The 15968-nt window shown below is 67.4% G+C and carries 10 protein-coding genes; 8 read left to right on the top strand and 2 right to left on the bottom strand.

Translation table 11 applies throughout. The features are described from left to right. The first annotated feature begins 241 nt into the window (after positions 1-241). The 8 genes from Pla175_RS07305 (at position 242) to Pla175_RS07270 (ending at position 13154) form a co-directional block, all read left to right on the top strand. Positions 242-1783 carry a BBP7 family outer membrane beta-barrel protein gene (locus tag Pla175_RS07305; protein ID WP_145282661.1) on the top strand — a complete coding sequence of 514 codons (1542 nt, stop codon included), beginning with the start codon at positions 242-244 and terminating at the stop codon, positions 1781-1783. Between the two features lie 360 nt (positions 1784-2143). Continuing rightward, complete coding sequence (locus tag Pla175_RS07300) at positions 2144-5557, top strand: aminotransferase class I/II-fold pyridoxal phosphate-dependent enzyme (RefSeq protein WP_197527325.1); 3414 nt, start codon at positions 2144-2146, stop codon at positions 5555-5557. Between the two features lie 128 nt (positions 5558-5685). After that, positions 5686-5958 (top strand): WXG100 family type VII secretion target, encoded by a 273-nt coding sequence (locus tag Pla175_RS07295; protein WP_145282657.1) that lies wholly within the window; start codon positions 5686-5688, stop codon positions 5956-5958. A gap of 77 nt (positions 5959-6035) precedes the next feature. After that, entirely contained in the window at positions 6036-6575 is a 540-nt protein-coding gene (locus Pla175_RS07290; protein ID WP_145282655.1) for a hypothetical protein, read from the top strand. Continuing rightward, entirely contained in the window at positions 6572-6796 is a 225-nt protein-coding gene (locus tag Pla175_RS07285) for a hypothetical protein (protein WP_145282653.1), read from the top strand. Before Pla175_RS07290 ends, Pla175_RS07285 begins: the two co-directional genes overlap by 4 nt. Positions 6797-6855: 59 nt before the next feature. Next, positions 6856-10797 (top strand): FtsK/SpoIIIE domain-containing protein, encoded by a 3942-nt coding sequence (locus tag Pla175_RS07280; RefSeq protein ID WP_145282651.1) that lies wholly within the window; start codon positions 6856-6858, stop codon positions 10795-10797. Positions 10798-11079: 282 nt separating this feature from the next. Next, a complete protein-coding gene (gene eno, locus Pla175_RS07275) occupies positions 11080-12357 on the top strand; it encodes a phosphopyruvate hydratase (protein ID WP_145282649.1) in 1278 nt (425 codons plus the stop codon). 59 nt (positions 12358-12416) lie between these two features. Beyond that, the gene (locus Pla175_RS07270) at positions 12417-13154 is read left to right on the top strand and encodes a hypothetical protein (RefSeq protein ID WP_145282647.1); all 738 of its coding nucleotides are present in this window, start codon (positions 12417-12419) and stop codon (positions 13152-13154) included. A 99-nt stretch (positions 13155-13253) separates the two neighbouring features. On the opposite strand, the gene recG is transcribed toward Pla175_RS07270, so the two are convergent. Further along, positions 13254-15356: an ATP-dependent DNA helicase RecG gene (gene recG, locus Pla175_RS07265; RefSeq protein WP_145282645.1), complete on the bottom strand. Its 2103-nt coding sequence runs from the start codon at positions 15354-15356 to the stop codon at positions 13254-13256. 138 nt (positions 15357-15494) lie between these two features. Next, positions 15495-15944 carry a ribonuclease HI gene (rnhA, locus tag Pla175_RS07260; RefSeq protein ID WP_231954242.1) on the bottom strand — a complete coding sequence of 150 codons (450 nt, stop codon included), beginning with the start codon at positions 15942-15944 and terminating at the stop codon, positions 15495-15497. Positions 15945-15968 lie beyond the last annotated feature (24 nt).

The following is a 15968-nucleotide window of genomic DNA, read 5'->3' as shown; positions in this document are numbered from 1 at the left end:
CGGGCGGTGGAGCCGCACACTGCTGCGGCTAGCCGCTGGCCACCGCCGGGGCGGCGGCGCCTGCAGCGGCGCGGAACGCTCGACGCTACCGGCGAAGTCCGGAAAACCGGCAGCCTTTACCGATCTTACTCAACTGTTGCGACCGGCGGTCCCGATACTACCCACACAGCACCGGCTCGGGCGCACAGGGCGCCGCAGTCGGAGTGCGTTTGCCTCCGCAGACACTGGGTAGAGGAAGCCGATGTCCCCCACTCGACTCCGTTTAATCTTGGCCGCCTTGGCGTCCGTGACAGCCTTCCCTCTCGCGGCGTACGCCGAAGAGATGATCACGGAGCCGTTTTACAGCGAGCCCAACTACGAGTGGTTCGAACCGGTCGACATCGACCTCGACGGCCAGATGGGCAACTACTCCGACCAGGGCTTCTACGGCAGCATCTCCCGCACCTATTGGGCGATGAACGGCGTGAAGACCACCATCGGCGAAGCGGGGCTGACCTATCAGTCAGAACAGATCTTCCGCAATCTGACGCACCGCGATCCGATCAACCCCACCCCGCCGAACCAGCCGATCGACTTCATCCCGGACGCGTTGGTCGACGACGAGACGACCACGGTGCCTACCTACACGATCCAGAACGACATCAACGACGCCCCGCCAGGGGCCGACTTCTCGGCCGGCGAACGCTACGAGATTGGCTACGTGCAGGACGACGTCGCCTGGTCGTTCACGTTCCTCGACCAGCAAGAGTGGCAGACGCACGAGACCTATGGCTTCGTGCCGCCCGACGACTTCTCCGATCCGGACAACCCGATCGTCTTCGAGAGCCTGAACGGGTTCGGGAGCGTACACGTCAACTTCCGCACTCCGGAACGGTTCCTCCAAGGCTGGCGTGACTACGCCGACGCGGCGGACCTGCAGGACGGCGTGCCAGGGTTCTTCCCGGTGCCCGGGCTGCCCGGCATCTTCGTTGAGGTGATCCCGTTCGGCGTCGACGCCACCAACAACGGCCCCAGCGGCACGGGCGACGGCATCATCGACGACACGAACTTCAACGGCGGCACCTTCTTCGTGGTAGACACCAACGGCGACGGCATCGCCGACGCCACCGCGATCGACTACGGCGACCTCCACTCGTTCAACCTGCGGTTTGACTTCCTTCAGGTGCGGAACGTGACGAACGTCAACAGCGTGGAGATCATGCGATCGCACCGGCTGGGCAACCGCCACCACATGCAGAAGCACCAGAACCAGCACTTTGAGGTTGGCTACGGCGTCCGCTTCTTCCGCATGGAAGACGAGTTCAGCTTCGACGGCCGCACCGACCTGATGGGACGCATCTTCAGCAACACGCGGACGGAGAACCAGTTGGTTGGACCGCAGCTACGCCTGAAGTGGGTGTACCAGCAAGCCAAGTGGCGCACCGACCTCGACGCCCGGTTCATGTTCGGCTGGAACATCCAGGACCTGGATCAGACCAACGGCGTCGGCGAGGACGCCCTGCCGGGCGGCCTGAACAACTCGCTGATCGCCCAGCCGCACTACTCGCGGTACGGCCGGCAGGACGAAGACTTCTCGCCGCTGGTGGAGCTTCGCGCCCAGGTTGGCTATCAGCTAACCAACGCGGTCTCGATCAACGCCGGGTACACGGCGACCTACATCGACAGCATCACCCGCTCTTCGCAGGTGGTGGACTACTACCTCCCCTACATCGGGCTGAAGCAGGGTGGGGAGCAAACGATCTTTATGAATGGCGTCGACGTCGGTGTTGAGGTGCGGTTCTAAAACCGCCGCGCCTCAACGGGGGGCCGCGACGACGACAAACGCCGCCAGCCGGTGGGGGGTACTCCCCCGCCGGCTGATTGCGTTTCTAGGCCCGAACCATGGCCGTTCGAGCGCCTACCCGCACCAGGGGCAAACCCCCCGCAACCGGCGCAACCGTGCCGCAAAGCCCTTCGGGCGTGGCCCGCCGGCGGCAGGCGACGATATGGGTAAGGCCGGCGTCTGGGCGACTTTCTGACCAGTTCGGCGATTCGGCGCTAGAAATTGCCCAGTCATTCCATTTTAATAAGACCTGTCGAGCACCGCATGCTTTTCGACGCTCCGCAACCTTTCTGCCCAGCCTTCCCTGGAGTTTGGACCGGCGTGACTTGGCAAGGCTTTGAACCGCTGACCATCCCAAGCGACGCCCCCGACCTGGTGTCGTTGCTGCGGGAACGCGCTACCCGCTACCCGGGCGAGCGCGCCTTTACTTTCCTCGTGGATGGCGAGACGCAGCGCCAACACATCAACTACGGCCAGCTCGACGCGAAGGCGCGCGCCGTGGCCACGGAGCTGCAGGGCCGCAACCTGGCCGGTGAGCGCGCGCTGCTGCTCTACCCGTCGGGGCTCGATTTCATCGCGGCGTTCTTCGGCTGCCTGTACGCCGGCGTGGTGGCCGTGCCGGCCTACCCGCCGCGTCGCAACCGCAACCTGACGCGCATCCAGTCGATCCTGAAAGACGCCTCTCCGAAGGTGGCGCTGACCACCGCAGAAGCGTGGGCGCGGATCGAGCCCATGATCCACGACCAGCCGGCGCTGCTGGACGTGCCCTGGATCAGCACCGACAAGCTCGACGTCAGCATCGGAGACAAATGGCGTCGCACGCGGGTCACGCCCGACACGCTTGCGTTCCTGCAGTACACGTCCGGCTCCACCGGCACGCCGAAGGGGGTCATGCTCAGCCACGGCAACCTGCTGAGCAACACGAAGTACATCTCCGACGCCTTCAAACCGACCACCAGCGGCCAAGGGGTCACCTGGCTGCCGCTGTACCACGACATGGGGCTGATCGGCGGCGTGATCCAGCCGATCTACTTTGCGCGGCCCAACACGCTGATGACGCCGACGCACTTCCTGCAGAAGCCGCTTCGGTGGCTCAAGGCGGTGTCGGACACCGGGGCGGTAATCAGCGGCGGGCCGAACTTCGCCTACGAGCTCGCCGCCGAGCGCATCAGCGACGAAGAAGCGGCAACGCTCGACCTGAGCCAATGGTCCGTCGCCTTCAACGGCGCGGAGCCGGTGCGGGCCGAGACGATGGAGAAGTTCAGCCGCAAGTTTGCCGTGGCCGGCTTCCAGTCCCGGGGCTTCCTCACCTGCTACGGTTTGGCCGAATCGACGCTGATGGTGACCGCGTCCGATAAGTACAGCGAGCCGGTGGTGCGGTCGTACGACGCCGAAGCCATGAAGCAGGGCGTCGCCCGCTCGATGGCCGACTCGACAGGCGGGGCGGCGCTCACCGTCGTTAGCTCTGGCGTCACTTCCACCGGTCAGCGCGTGGCGATCGTCGACCCGGAGACGCACGAGGAGCAGCCCGAGCGGATCGTCGGCGAGGTGTGGGTTGCCGGCCCGAGCGTAGCGCAGGGCTACTGGCGCCGCGACGAGCTGTCGCGCGAAACCTTCGCCGCCACCACCGCGTCGGGCCGCGGGCCGTTCCTCCGCACCGGCGACCTTGGATTCCTGGACGGCGACGAGCTGTTCATCAGCGGCCGGCTGAAAGACCTGATCATCATCAACGGCGCCAATCACTACCCGCAGGACCTGGAGCTGACGGTCGAGCACGCCCACCCGTACCTCCCCCCCTCGAGCGGGGCCGCGTTCACCGTCGGTGAGGATGGCCGCGAGAAGCTGGTGCTGGTGCACGAAGCGGGCCGCGACCGGCGGATCGACATCGAGGAAGTGTTCACCGCGGTCCGCAAGGCGATCTCTGAGATGCACGACGTGGCGCCCGCCGCGATTGTGTTGATCAAGCCCAACTCCATCCCGAAGACCTCCAGCGGAAAGATCCAGCGGCACGCGTGCCGCCAGGCGTACCTGGACGGGACGCTTTCGGTGTCCGCCGAATGGTCCGCCACGGGGGGCGTCACGGTGCACGGCCGACGTCGCGCCGCGGCCGACGCCGATGCGACCGAACCCACCCCCCCCGCCCCGCCGGCGGCGACCGCCGACACGAACGGCCAGCCCCCGCGCAAGGCCCCAGCCGCGACCGAGCGCACCGACATTGTCGACCGCGTGTTGGCGACGGTTCGGGCGGTGGCCAAGGAACGCTCCGCCGGGCTGACGCTCGACTCCGATATCCCGTCGCTCGGGCTCGACTCGCTTGAGCGGATGGAGATTGTCGCCGCGTTGGAAGACGACTTCGGCGGGCGATTCCCGGAAGAAGCCATCTTGGGGATGGAGACCTGCCGCGACGTGGTTCGCGCGGTCGAGCAGCACCTCGTCTCGCCCGACGCCACGAAGCCCACGGCCCGTCAGGTGCTTCCCGGCGACTACAACTTCGCGGAAAGCCCGGAGTACCAGCGTCTGGCAGAGAGCATCCGGATGGCCGAAGGGGCCGGTTTCGGCAACCCCTACTTCACGGTGCACGAAGGCCTGACGAACGACACCGCCCTGATCGGCGGCCGCGAGTACATCAATTTCAGCAGCTTCAACTACCTCGGCATGTCTGGGGACCCCGCCGTCGCCACGGCGACCAAAGCAGCGGTCGACCGCTTCGGCACCAGCGTTTCTGCGAGCCGGCTCGTCTCGGGCGAAAAGACAATCCACCTCGAGCTTGAGCAACTGATCTCCAAGACGTTGCACGCAGAAGACGCGATCGCGATGGTCGGCGGGCACGCCACCAACGAGACGGTGATCGGGCACTTGTTCGGCCCAGGCGACCTGGTGCTGCACGACTCGCTGGCCCACAACAGCATCGTGCAGGGCGCCCGCCTCTCCGGCGCGCTCCGCCGGGCCTTCCCCCACAACGACCATCAAGCGTGCGCCGAGCTGCTCGAGCGCTACCGCGGCGAGTACCGCCGCGTGCTGATCGCCGTCGAGGGGGTCTACAGCATGGACGGCGACTTCTGCGACATCCGCAAGTTCGTCGAACTGAAGAACGAGCACCAGTGCAACCTGTACGTCGACGAGGCCCACTCGCTGGGGACCATGGGCGAGCGCGGCCTGGGGATGTCCGAGTACGCCGACCTCAGCCCCGGGGACGTCGACATCTGGATGGGGACCCTGTCGAAGGGGCTCGGGTCGAGCGGCGGCTACATCGCCGGCAGCGCCGAGATGATCCGCTACCTCAAGTACACCGCCCCCGGCTTCGTGTTCAGCACGGGCCTCTCGCCACCCGACACCGCGGCGGCCCTGAAAGCGTTGCAACTGCTGCTGGCCGAGCCCCAGCGTGTAGAGCGGCTCCGGCGTAACTCCGAGCTGTTCCTGTCGCTGGCGAAGCAAGCGGGGCTGAACACCGGGATGAGCGGCGGCACGCCGATCGTGCCGATCATTACCGGCAACTCGATCCTGGCGATCCGGCTCTCGAGGATGATGTTCGCCCGCGGCGTCAACGTGCAGCCGATCCTGCACCCCGCCGTCGAAGAGGAACGCGCCCGCCTGCGGTTCTTCATCAACGCGCTCCACACCGAAGACCAGATCCGCCAGGCGGCGGCCTTGTTGGTGGAGTGCTACGAAGAGGCAACCGGCGAGTCGGCCGGACGCGCGTCGAAAGCCGCCACGGCGTCGGCGACCGCCCGATAGCGGGCGGTCGGCCGCTGGACCCTGGGGGCTGGCGAACCGGCGACGCAATAGCAAACAGGTGAGCGGACGAAACACCTCAGGAGTCGCTGCGCGACCTGCGCCGGCGAGCTATTTCAAGGGGCCTCGGTATGTCGCAAGCCATCGTTGACCCGGCCGAGCTTCGGCGCTTCGCCAACAACCTGCGCAAGTTCAATCAGGAGTTGGAGGAGCGGATGGGCGCGCTGAGCGCGCAGCTCCATGCCCTGAGCGCCACCTGGCGTGACCAGGAGCACAAGAAGTTTGTCGAGGACTTCGAGGAACAAACCAAGGCGATCGCGCGCTACGTTGAATCGACGAACGACCATGCGCCGTTCCTGCTCCGCAAGGCAGACCGCATCGACGAGTACCTGCAGCAGAGGTGAGGGGCGAGAACGCGCAAGCAATGTTCGGACTCTCCGCGCGCAACGTCCACGCCTCTCGCCCCTAACCCCTCGCCCCTATGTCGGCCAACGTCCGCTCGACCGATGCGATCCTGGCGGTGCGGGCCGCGGCGGTCAACTTTGCCGATCAGGTAAGGTTGGGCCTCGATGAGATCGAGACGGAACTCAGGCGGCTGCTGGACTGGATCGAGCACGACCGCCCCGGCTACTGGCGCGAGCAGTTGCGACGTAGCTGGGACGAGGTCGCCCAGGCCCGGGCCGAGCTCAACCGCAAGCTCATGTACCCCGTCGCGGACGAGCGTCCGGCGTGCGTCGAGCAGCGGAAGGCGCTCCGCCGGGCCGAGCAACGGCAGGCGTATTGCGAGGCCAAGTTCCAGCGTCTGCGCGAGTGGGTGCGCGACCTGCAGCACGAGCTGGACGAATACCGGGGACGGGTCAACAGCCTCAAGCAGCTTGCCGACGTCGAGGCGCCCGCGGCCGTGGCGGCGCTCGACCGGGTGCTGGCGAGCCTTAGCCGGTACGCCTCGGGCCGCGCGTCGGCTCCGCCGGCTGCCGCCCCCTCCGAGGCGCCAGGACCGATAAGCGAGGAGCCCACGTGAGACGCGTTGATCTAGAAACGGGCGCCGGCCGCATCCGCCAGGCGTACGAAGACCTGCTGCTGGCGTACGAGTCCGCGTCGGCAGATTGGAACGACCCGGTAAGCCGGGCGGTGTTTGAGGACCGGATCGAGCCGATGGCCCCGGTGATTAAGGGGACGCTCGACGCGATCGGCAGGCTCGCCCTGATCGCCGGCGAGGCGCAACGCGATGCAGACCAATAGCCCGATAATCCGCTATCCTTAGTGGGAACCAGTCCTCGCACTCGTGACCCAGGGTAGGCATGGCCGCGGCGCCCGAACTCTCGACCCAACGTCAAGCAGCGCTGCTCGCGCGCCTGCAGCGGCTCGCCACCGATCGTCACGAGGCCGAGCAGCGGATCGCGATCGCGCAGTCGTCCGAAACACGGCTCGCCCACGAGCGATTCCGTCGCGAGGCCGACGCGATCGTGCGGGCCCACGCCGCCACGACCAACGAGGCCGAATCGCGACACGCCGCGGCGGTCGCGGAACTCGACAAGGATCTCAACGCCCGTCGCGAAGCGGTACAGGCGGAGTACCACGGCGTCCGTTCCGCGGCTGAAACGCAGCGCGGCGCAACCGAGGCCGAGGCGCTCGAGCTGCAGCGTCGCGTGGCGTTCGAGACCCTCAGCATCTACGAGGCCCGCAAGGACGAGCCGGCCCAGAGGCGGGAGCAGGCGCTGGCGCCCCTGGGGGCGGCGTGGCGGAGCCTCGAAGCGCTCGCCGGCGACACGGTCGCCATCCTCAAGTCGCGGCGCCAGTTCTCCAGCGCGACCGACGTCAGCAAGTTGACAACGCCCTCCCCGCCCCAGCCGGCCGACACGCCGGCGGTGGAAGCGGTTCAGCAGCGGGCCGAGGCGACGGCCGCCGAGGCGCGGCGGCGTGTTGAGGCGCTCTACGCCCAGAAGTTGCCCCGCCTGTTTGAGGGCGCCACGCCATGGGTGCTGGTCGGCGGCGTGGCGCTGTGCAACTACGCCCTCGCCGCTTGGCGGGCCGGACCCGTCAGCCCGTTTGCTTGGGGGGCGGCCGTCGGCGCGCTCGTGGCGAGCGGCGCCCTGCTGCGGCTGCTGGCTTGGCCCAAGTCTCGCGCCGCCGGCGCCGAGGCGTTCGACGGCATCGCGTCGGCCCTTGCCGACGCCCGCAGCGCGATCCAAACGTACCGGGCCGCCGCGCTGCTCCGCGAGCAGGAGGAAGCGCAGTCGCTGGTGGATACGCGCGACGCAGAGCTGGCCGCCGTCGGCTTCGAAGTCAAGAGCCGCATCGATGGCGTGACCGCCCAGGTGGAGCAAGAGCTGGTCCGCGCCGGCCGGTCGTACCCGCACCGGCTTGAGACCCTGCGCGCCGAGCGCGAGTCGGGCGGCTCGCGGCTCGACGCCGAGCTCGCCGAAGCGCTCGGCCGGGCGACCGCCCAGCGGGACGCAGACGCCGCGGCGAGCGCGGCGCAGCGCGACACGGCGATCGCCGAGATCAATGCAACGCACGACCGCGACTGGGCCGCCATGGCCGAGGCTTGGTTGTCGGGCGTCGCCGAGATCCACGAGGCGTTCGCGGCCGAGCGGTCCGTGTGCGACGCCCACTTCCCGGCCGACTGGGAAGCGATCGACCTCGACGCGTGGCGTCCGACGCAGCAGATGATCCCCGCGGTAGAGTTTGGCCGGGTCACGATCGATCTGGCCCGCGTAAAGCACGCGCTCCCCGAAGACCCGCGCCTGGCGCCGCCGACCAATCAGATCGAGGTTCCCGCGCTGGTCACGCTGAACGAACAGCCGTCGCTGTTTGTCCTGGCCGAGGGAGCCGGCCGCGCAGTCGCGGCCGAGCTGGTCCAGACCGTGGCGTTCCGGTTCCTCACGGGCCTGCCGGCCGGCAAGGTGCGGTTCACGCTGCTCGACCCCACCGGCTTGGGCGAGAGCTTCGCCGCGTTCATGCACCTGGCCGACTACGACGACAACCTGATCGCCGGCCGCATCTGGGCCGAGCCGCGCGACATCGACGAGCAGCTCGCCCGGGTCACCAACCACATGGAGACGGTGATCCAGAAGTTCCTGCGGGACGAGTACGCCACGATCCACGAGTACAACGCCCAGGCCGGCGAGGTGGCCGAGCCGCTGCAGGTGGTGGTGATCGCGGGCTTCCCGCACGCGTTCTCCGACACGGCCGTCAGGCGGCTGATCAGCATCGTCTCGGGGGGCCCGCGGTGCGGAGTGTACGTGCTGGCGAGCATCGACCGGACCGCCCGCTTCCCCAGCGACTTCCGCCTGGGCGACCTGACCGAAGACGCCGTGCTGCTGGAATGGCTGCCGCAGGCGGAGCGTCTGACGTGGCGACAGCCTGTGTTCGAGAAGTTCCCGTTGGCGGTCGCCGGTTCGCCCCCGGGTGAGCTGATGGTCGACGCCATCCGCCGCGCGGGCCAGGCGGCCAAGGGGGCGATCAAGGTCGAGGCGCCCTTCAGCATCGTCGCCCCGGACCCCGATCACTTGTGGGAAGACGTCTGCAGCGACGAGCTGCTAATCCCCGTCGGCCGCGCCGGCGCCAACCGGCTGCAGTACGTGCGGCTGGGCAAGGGCGCCGCCCACCACCTGTTGGTTGCGGGGAAGACCGGCTCCGGCAAGAGCACGTTCCTGCACGCGCTAGTGACCAGCGCCGCGCTGCGGTTCACGCCGGACGAGCTGGAGTTCTACTTGGTCGACTTCAAGAAGGGGGTCGAGTTCCAGGCCTACGCCTACGGCCGGCTGCCGCACGCCCGCGTGGTGGCGATCGAGAGCGAACGCGAGTTTGGCCTCAGCGTCTTGGAGCGCCTCGACGAAGAGCTCAAGCGCCGCGGCGAGCTGTACCGCGAGGTCGCGGTGCAGGGCTTAGCCGACTACCGCGCCGCACGCCCCGACGATCCGATGCCGCGCATCCTGCTGGTGATCGATGAGTTTCAAGAATTGTTCGTGGAAGACGACCGTCTGGCGCAAGACGCCCAGTTGCTGCTTGACCGCCTCGTGCGGCAAGGTCGCGCGTTTGGGATGCACGTAATCTTGGGGACACAAACGCTCTCGGGCGCCTACTCCATCGCCCGCAGCACGCTGGGGCAGATCGCGGTGCGGGTGGCGCTGCAGTCGAGCGAGGCGGACGCCCACCTGATCCTCAGCGACGAACGCAACACGGCCGCCCGCTACTTGCGCCGCCCTGGCGAAGCCATCTACAACGACCAGAACGGCCTGCTGGCCGCCAACGAGCCGTTCCAGGTGGTGTGGCTCCCCGACGCGCAGCGGATCGACTGGCTGGCCCTGGCCCAGGCCGAGCGGGAGCGCCGCGGGGTCGAGGTCCCACCCACCATTGTCTTCGAGGGCGCCGCCCCCGCCGACCCGCAAGAGAACAAGCAGCTCACCACCCTGCTCACTCAGCAAGCTCAGCTTGCTGACGGGCTCCGCCCCGTCGCCGTCCCGCAAGCGTGGCTGGGCGACGCCATCGCCATCAAACCCCCCACGCGGGCCGAGTTCGGCCGCCACGCCGGCGCCAACCTGCTGATGGTCGGACCCAACGAGGCCGAGGCCGCCGGCATCCTCTCGGCCGCGGCCGTGGCGCTCGCCGCCAGCCACCCCGAGGCGCGTGTGGTAGTGCTAGACGGCACGCGGGCCGACGATGGCGCCGCGGCGGTTTGGCCCGCCGTCGCCGCCGCGCTCGGCGATCGGCTGCAGCGGTACGACGCGGGGCAGACCACCGAAGCGCTGGCGTCCGTCGCGTCTGAGGCTGCGCGTCGCGACGAGGCGAACGAAGACCACGCCCCGCCGCTGTTCTTGATCGTCTGGAACGCCGGCCGCCTGCGCGAACTGCGACGCAGCGAAGACGACTTCAGCTTCTCTTCCGATCGCGACAAGCCGGCCAGCCCCGACAAGCAGTTCGCTGAGCTGCTCAGGTCGGGCCCCGGCCTCGGCGTTCACGCCCTGGTCTGGTGCGACAGCTACAACACGGTCGGCCGGATCACCGACCGCATGACCCTCCGCGAGTTCGGCATGCGGATCGCCTTCCAGATGTCGGCCGCCGACTCGAGCAACCTGCTCGACACCCCGGCCGCGGCAAGGCTGCGGGCGTTCCGGGCGTTGTTCTACAGCGACGAGACGGGGCAGATCGAGAAGTTCCGCCCCTACGGGCTCCCGACCAAGGCCTGGCTTGAGTGGGTGCAGAAGTCGCTCTCGCAGACGCTCTCTCCCGCAGAGTAGCGCCGGAGCTGCCCCCAGCATCAGGGCTCCCCCCAGAAGCAGGGATCGAGCTCCATCCCGAAGTCACGAATGGAGATCTTCCCACAAGGGGAAGTAGCCGACGGGCTCCGCCCCGTCGGAGTGGCTCGGTAGACGTTACGACTCAGCCCCCCGACGGGGCGGAGCCCGTCGGCTATTGGGCTTTGGGAGCGGCGTTGGGCGCCCCGGCTCGACAGTCGGCGCTTGCTCCATACAATGACGCCCAAACCAGAACCCACCCCAGAACCCGCCTCGGATTCCGCCATGAGCACGATTGTCGACGTCCACGCCCGCCAGATCCTCGACAGCCGCGGCAACCCCACCATCGAGGTCGACGTCACCCTGGCCGACGGCTCGGTCGGCACCGCGGCGGTCCCCAGCGGCGCCAGCACCGGCGCCCACGAGGCGTGGGAGCTGCGTGACGGCGACAAGGGCGCCTTCCTCGGCAAGGGGGTCCTCAAGGCCGTAGAGAACGTCAACGAGCGGATCGCCGACGAGCTGATCGGCATGGACGGCCTCGACCAAGCCGCCCTCGACCACCACATGTGCGACCTGGACGGCTCGCCCAACAAGAAGAACCTGGGCGCCAACGCCATCCTGGGGGTCTCGCTGGCCAACGCCCACGCGGCCGCGCGGTACTGCGGGCTCCCTCTGTTCCGCTACCTCGGCGGCTCGAACGCCCGGCTGCTCCCCGCGCCGATGATGAACATCCTCAACGGCGGCGAGCACGCCGACAACTCGGTCGACATCCAAGAGTTTATGGTGATGCCGCTGGGGGTCGATAGCTTCTCCGACGCGCTGCGGTGCGGCTGCGAGATCTTCCACCACCTGAAGAAGGTGCTGCAAGACAAGAAGATGAACACCGCCGTCGGCGACGAGGGGGGCTTCGCGCCCGACCTGGGCGCCAACGCCGAGGCGTTCGACGTGATCCTCACCGCCATCGAAAAGGCGGGCTACGTCCCGGGCGAGCACGTGTGGTTCGCGATGGACTGCGCCGCCACCGAGTTCTACGACTCGAAGAAGAAGGTTTATTCCATCGACGGCAAGGAGATCGACTCCGCCGGCATGGTCGACCTGCTCTCGGGCTGGGTCGACAAGTTCCCCATCTGCAGCATCGAAGACGGCTGTGGCGAGGACGACTGGGAGGGCTGGAAGCTGCTGACCGACAAGATCGGCAAGAAGGTGCAACTCGTAGGCGACGACCTGTTCGTCACCAACGTCGAGCGTCTGCAACGCGGCATCGACGAGGGGATCGGCAACAGCATCCTGATCAAGGTCAACCAGATCGGCACGCTGACCGAGACGATCGACGCGATCCAGCTCGCCCACCGCAACGGCTACACCTCGATCGCCAGCCACCGCTCGGGCGAGACCGAGGACAGCACCATCGCCGACCTGGCGGTCGCCCTCTCCACCGGCCAGATCAAGACGGGCTCTGCCAGCCGCAGCGACCGGATGGCCAAGTACAACCAGTTGCTGCGGATCGAAGAGCAGTTGGGCGCGACGGCCGAGTACGCGGGGCCGATGTTCGCGAAGCGCTAACGGAATGGGAACCGCCGATGGACGCGGATGAACGCCGATAGCGAGTGTGGCGATTGCTGATGCATGAGACACTGAAAACTTGGTGCGTTATCCTCGGCATACTGGCGGTGGTGGTTGGCGCAGGCACTTGGAGCGACCGTCATCCCGATCAGTTGATTTGGTACGGGAGAGTTGGATCAATTCTTGTGGGTCTGGCATCTGTTTGCGGCCTTCTGGCGCTCACCTATCGGCGCGACAAAGCGTTCGATTATCTCTACGGACAGGTTGGCAAGTATCTCGACAGGGGTGGGCTCTGTTTCGGCTTTGCGTTCGGGGTGAACGACGGTGCGGCCACCTTGAATCTGTTCTTTCAGAATCGGTTCGATCGGCCGTGCGAAACCGTAGTCGCCTTGCGTCAGGTTCCTGGGTGGATGGAAGTTAACGACCAGAATGAAGTCCAGGTGTCATTCGCATGTCCCGGCGGCGCTTTCGGAGTAGTGGAAATCCCGTTTGGCGTTCCGCAACAGTTCCAGGGAAAGACGCAGAAGTACTACGTCGGCGCCAGCACCATGTTTCCCGAGGGGAAGGGAGTTCAGTTGCGATTCCGCAATGCCTTGCCTGTGAGAAGTGACTTGCAAATGCAGAGCGGCATGCGAGAGGGGGTGGCGGTCGGCGGCGCAGCGCTTGGGATGATCGCAATCGTTGGAAAGGAGACGGTAGAGTTGACGTTTCCGGAAAACGTGCGTGAGACTTTCGACGAAGGCGCCCAGATAAAGACATCGATCCTTCGCGAACTAGATGCCGCGGCGAAGCGCTAACGGAATGGGAACCGCCGATGAACGCGGATGAACGCCGATAAAGAATCATCATCCTTATCGGCGTTTATCCGCGTTCATCGGCGGTTCCTTCTTTCTAACTCAGCCTACGTCCCCCAATTCCAGCGCCGCGCCGTAGCGCGTTAGCATCTGCTTACGTAGCAGCACGTGCTCAGGGTTCTTCAGCCCCGGGTCGGCGGCGAACAGGGCGTGCGCCGCCTGGCGCGCTTCTTCTAGCGTCTCGCGGTCGCGGGCCAGGTCGGCGATCATCAGCGGCGGCAGGCCCGATTGTTTGGCGCCGAACAAGTCGCCGGGGCCGCGGAGCTTGAAGTCGAGCTCGGCTAGTTCGAAACCATCGTTGGTGGCGGCGAACGCTTCCAGGCGTTTGCGGGCCGCGTCGGTGAGTTCTTCTTCGGCTAGGCAGCCGCAGAACCCCGGGAAGCCCCCCCGCCCTACCCGGCCCCGCAGCTGGTGGAGTTGGCTGAGGCCGAACCTATCTGGGGAGGCGATCATCATCACGCTGGCGTTCGCGACGTCGACGCCGACCTCGATCACGGTGGTCGAGACCAGCACTTGCGTCTGCCCCGCGCGGAAACGGGCCATCGCGTCGTCTTTATCTGCCGGGGTCATCCGCCCGTGCAAAATATCAACGCGGAACTCGGCCAGCTCGCCGTTGGTGAGCGACTCGAACGCCTGGCTGGCGCTGACGGCCGCTACGGTATCCGAACCGTCCACCAGCGGCGCCACGAAGTACGCCTGGCGCCCCTCGTGCAGGCGGTCGCGGACAAACTTCCACCAGCGGGGCCGCTGCTCGGGCGCCACCAGGTAGGTGGTCACCGGTTGCCGGCCGGGGGGCATGTCGCGGAGGATGGAGACGTCCAGGTCGCCGAACTGGGTCATGCTGATCGTCCGCGGGATGGGCGTCGCGGTCATCACCAAGTAGTGGGGGGAGGAGTCGCCGCGCCGCAGCGCGGCCCGCTGGCGGACGCCGAACTTGTGCTGCTCGTCGATCACCGCCAGGCCGAGCCGCTTGAACTCGACCCCTTCGGAGAGCAGCGCGTGCGTGCCGATCACCAAGTTCACGTCCCCCGAGGCGATGCCCGTGAGCACCTCCGAGCGTTCCGCCTCGTTCTGCCCGCCGACCAGCAGCCGGAAGTTGACGCGGCTCTGCTTGAGCAGCCCGGCCAGCGTCAGGGCGTGCTGCCGGGCGAGGATCTCCGTCGGCGCCATCAAGGCCGCCTGGGCGCCCCCGGCCACCGCCACCAGCAACGCGTAGAGCGCCACCACCGTCTTGCCGCTGCCGACGTCCCCTTGCAGCAGCCGATTCATCGGCGTTGATTCGGCGATATCGCGGCTCACCTGCTCGATCGCCGCACGCTGGCCGGCGGTCAGCTCGAACGGCAGCAGCCGGAGGATGCGGGCGTCGACCTGCGCCGTGGTCGGCAGCTCAATCGCGCGGAACCCAACCCGCTGCTGGTACCGCCTCGCGGCCAGCGCAAGCTGCAGGACGAACAGCTCCTGGAACACAAACCGCCGGCGGGCTGCCTCCTTTTCTTTTTCGTCGTGCGGCCCGTGGATCAGCGGCAGCGCCCTGGCGATCGGCAGCAGTGCGTGCTCCTCCAGCAACGCCTGAGAGAAGACCTCCGGCGGCGCCGTGGCGAAGTCCTCGACCGCCGTCTCTACCAGCTTCCGCATGTGGTACTGCGTAATGCCGTCCGTGAGGCCGTACACCGGCAGCAGCGGCGTGGCGGGGGCCGCCTCGTCCGCCTCGAGCCACGCCACGCGGGGGTGCGAAAACTCGTAGCGCCCGCCGCGCAGCTTGGCCTTGCCCGAGAGCTGCACCCGCTGGCCGCTGGCGAACTTGTCCCGCATAAACGGCTGGTTGAACCACGTGCCGCGGGCGTGCCCCGTGCCGTCGGCGACGATGATGCCGACCCGGCTGCGGCCGAAGCCGCTGGAACTGGAGTCGACCTCTTCGATCACGCCCCGCACGGTGACCAGCGCGTCTTCTTCCAACTGGTCGATCGTCCGCAGGTCGGAGATGTCCTCGTAGTCGCGCGGGAAGAAGAACAGCAGGTCGCGGGCGGTCCTCAGCCCCAGCTTGCGCACCCGCGACGCCCGCGCAGGGGTCGACCCCCGCAGCTTGGCGATGGGGGTCGCAAGCAACTGCTCAGGGGAAGCATTCTCGACGGGCGCGTCGTCCATGACCGCATGATAAGGCGCAAACGCTGGGAGAATAGCCGACGGGCTACGCCCCCTCGGGGTGGTGGGATGGATGCCTGGTCCGAGCCACCCCGACGGGGCGGAGCCCGTCGGCTATTGAGCCTTTTCTCGGGGACGCGTCTACAGGTACTGCTGGTAGGCGGCGACCGCTAGGCGGTCGACCAGGTCGTTTTCTTCATGCCCGCTGTGGCCCGCGACTCGGGTGTACTTGACCTTGTGGGTGGCGACCAGCTTGTCGAGCGTCTGCCACAGGTCGACGTTCTTCACCTCGGCCCAGCGGCTCCCTTCCTTGCGGCGCCAGCCGTTCTGCTTCCACTTGGGCATCCACTCGCTCAGCCCCTTGCCGACGTAGACGCTATCGGTGAACAGCTCCACCGAGCTGGGCTGCGTGAGGGTACGGAGCCCCTCGACGACCGCCTGAAGCTCCATGCGGTTGTTGGTGGTCTCGGGGGCGCCGCCGGAGCCCTGTTTTTCTTTGCCCGTGGCGGGGTGGCGGAGCAAGAACGCCCAGCCCCCGGGGCCGGGGTTCCCGCTGCAGCCGCCGTCGGTGTAGAGGTGAATGTCGTGCACAGTTGGTTCGTTGTCCGTCGTCAG

Source organism: Pirellulimonas nuda, from assembly GCF_007750855.1.
Taxonomy (GTDB): domain Bacteria; phylum Planctomycetota; class Planctomycetia; order Pirellulales; family Lacipirellulaceae; genus Pirellulimonas; species Pirellulimonas nuda.
This window is presented reverse-complemented; position numbering and strand designations above follow the sequence as displayed.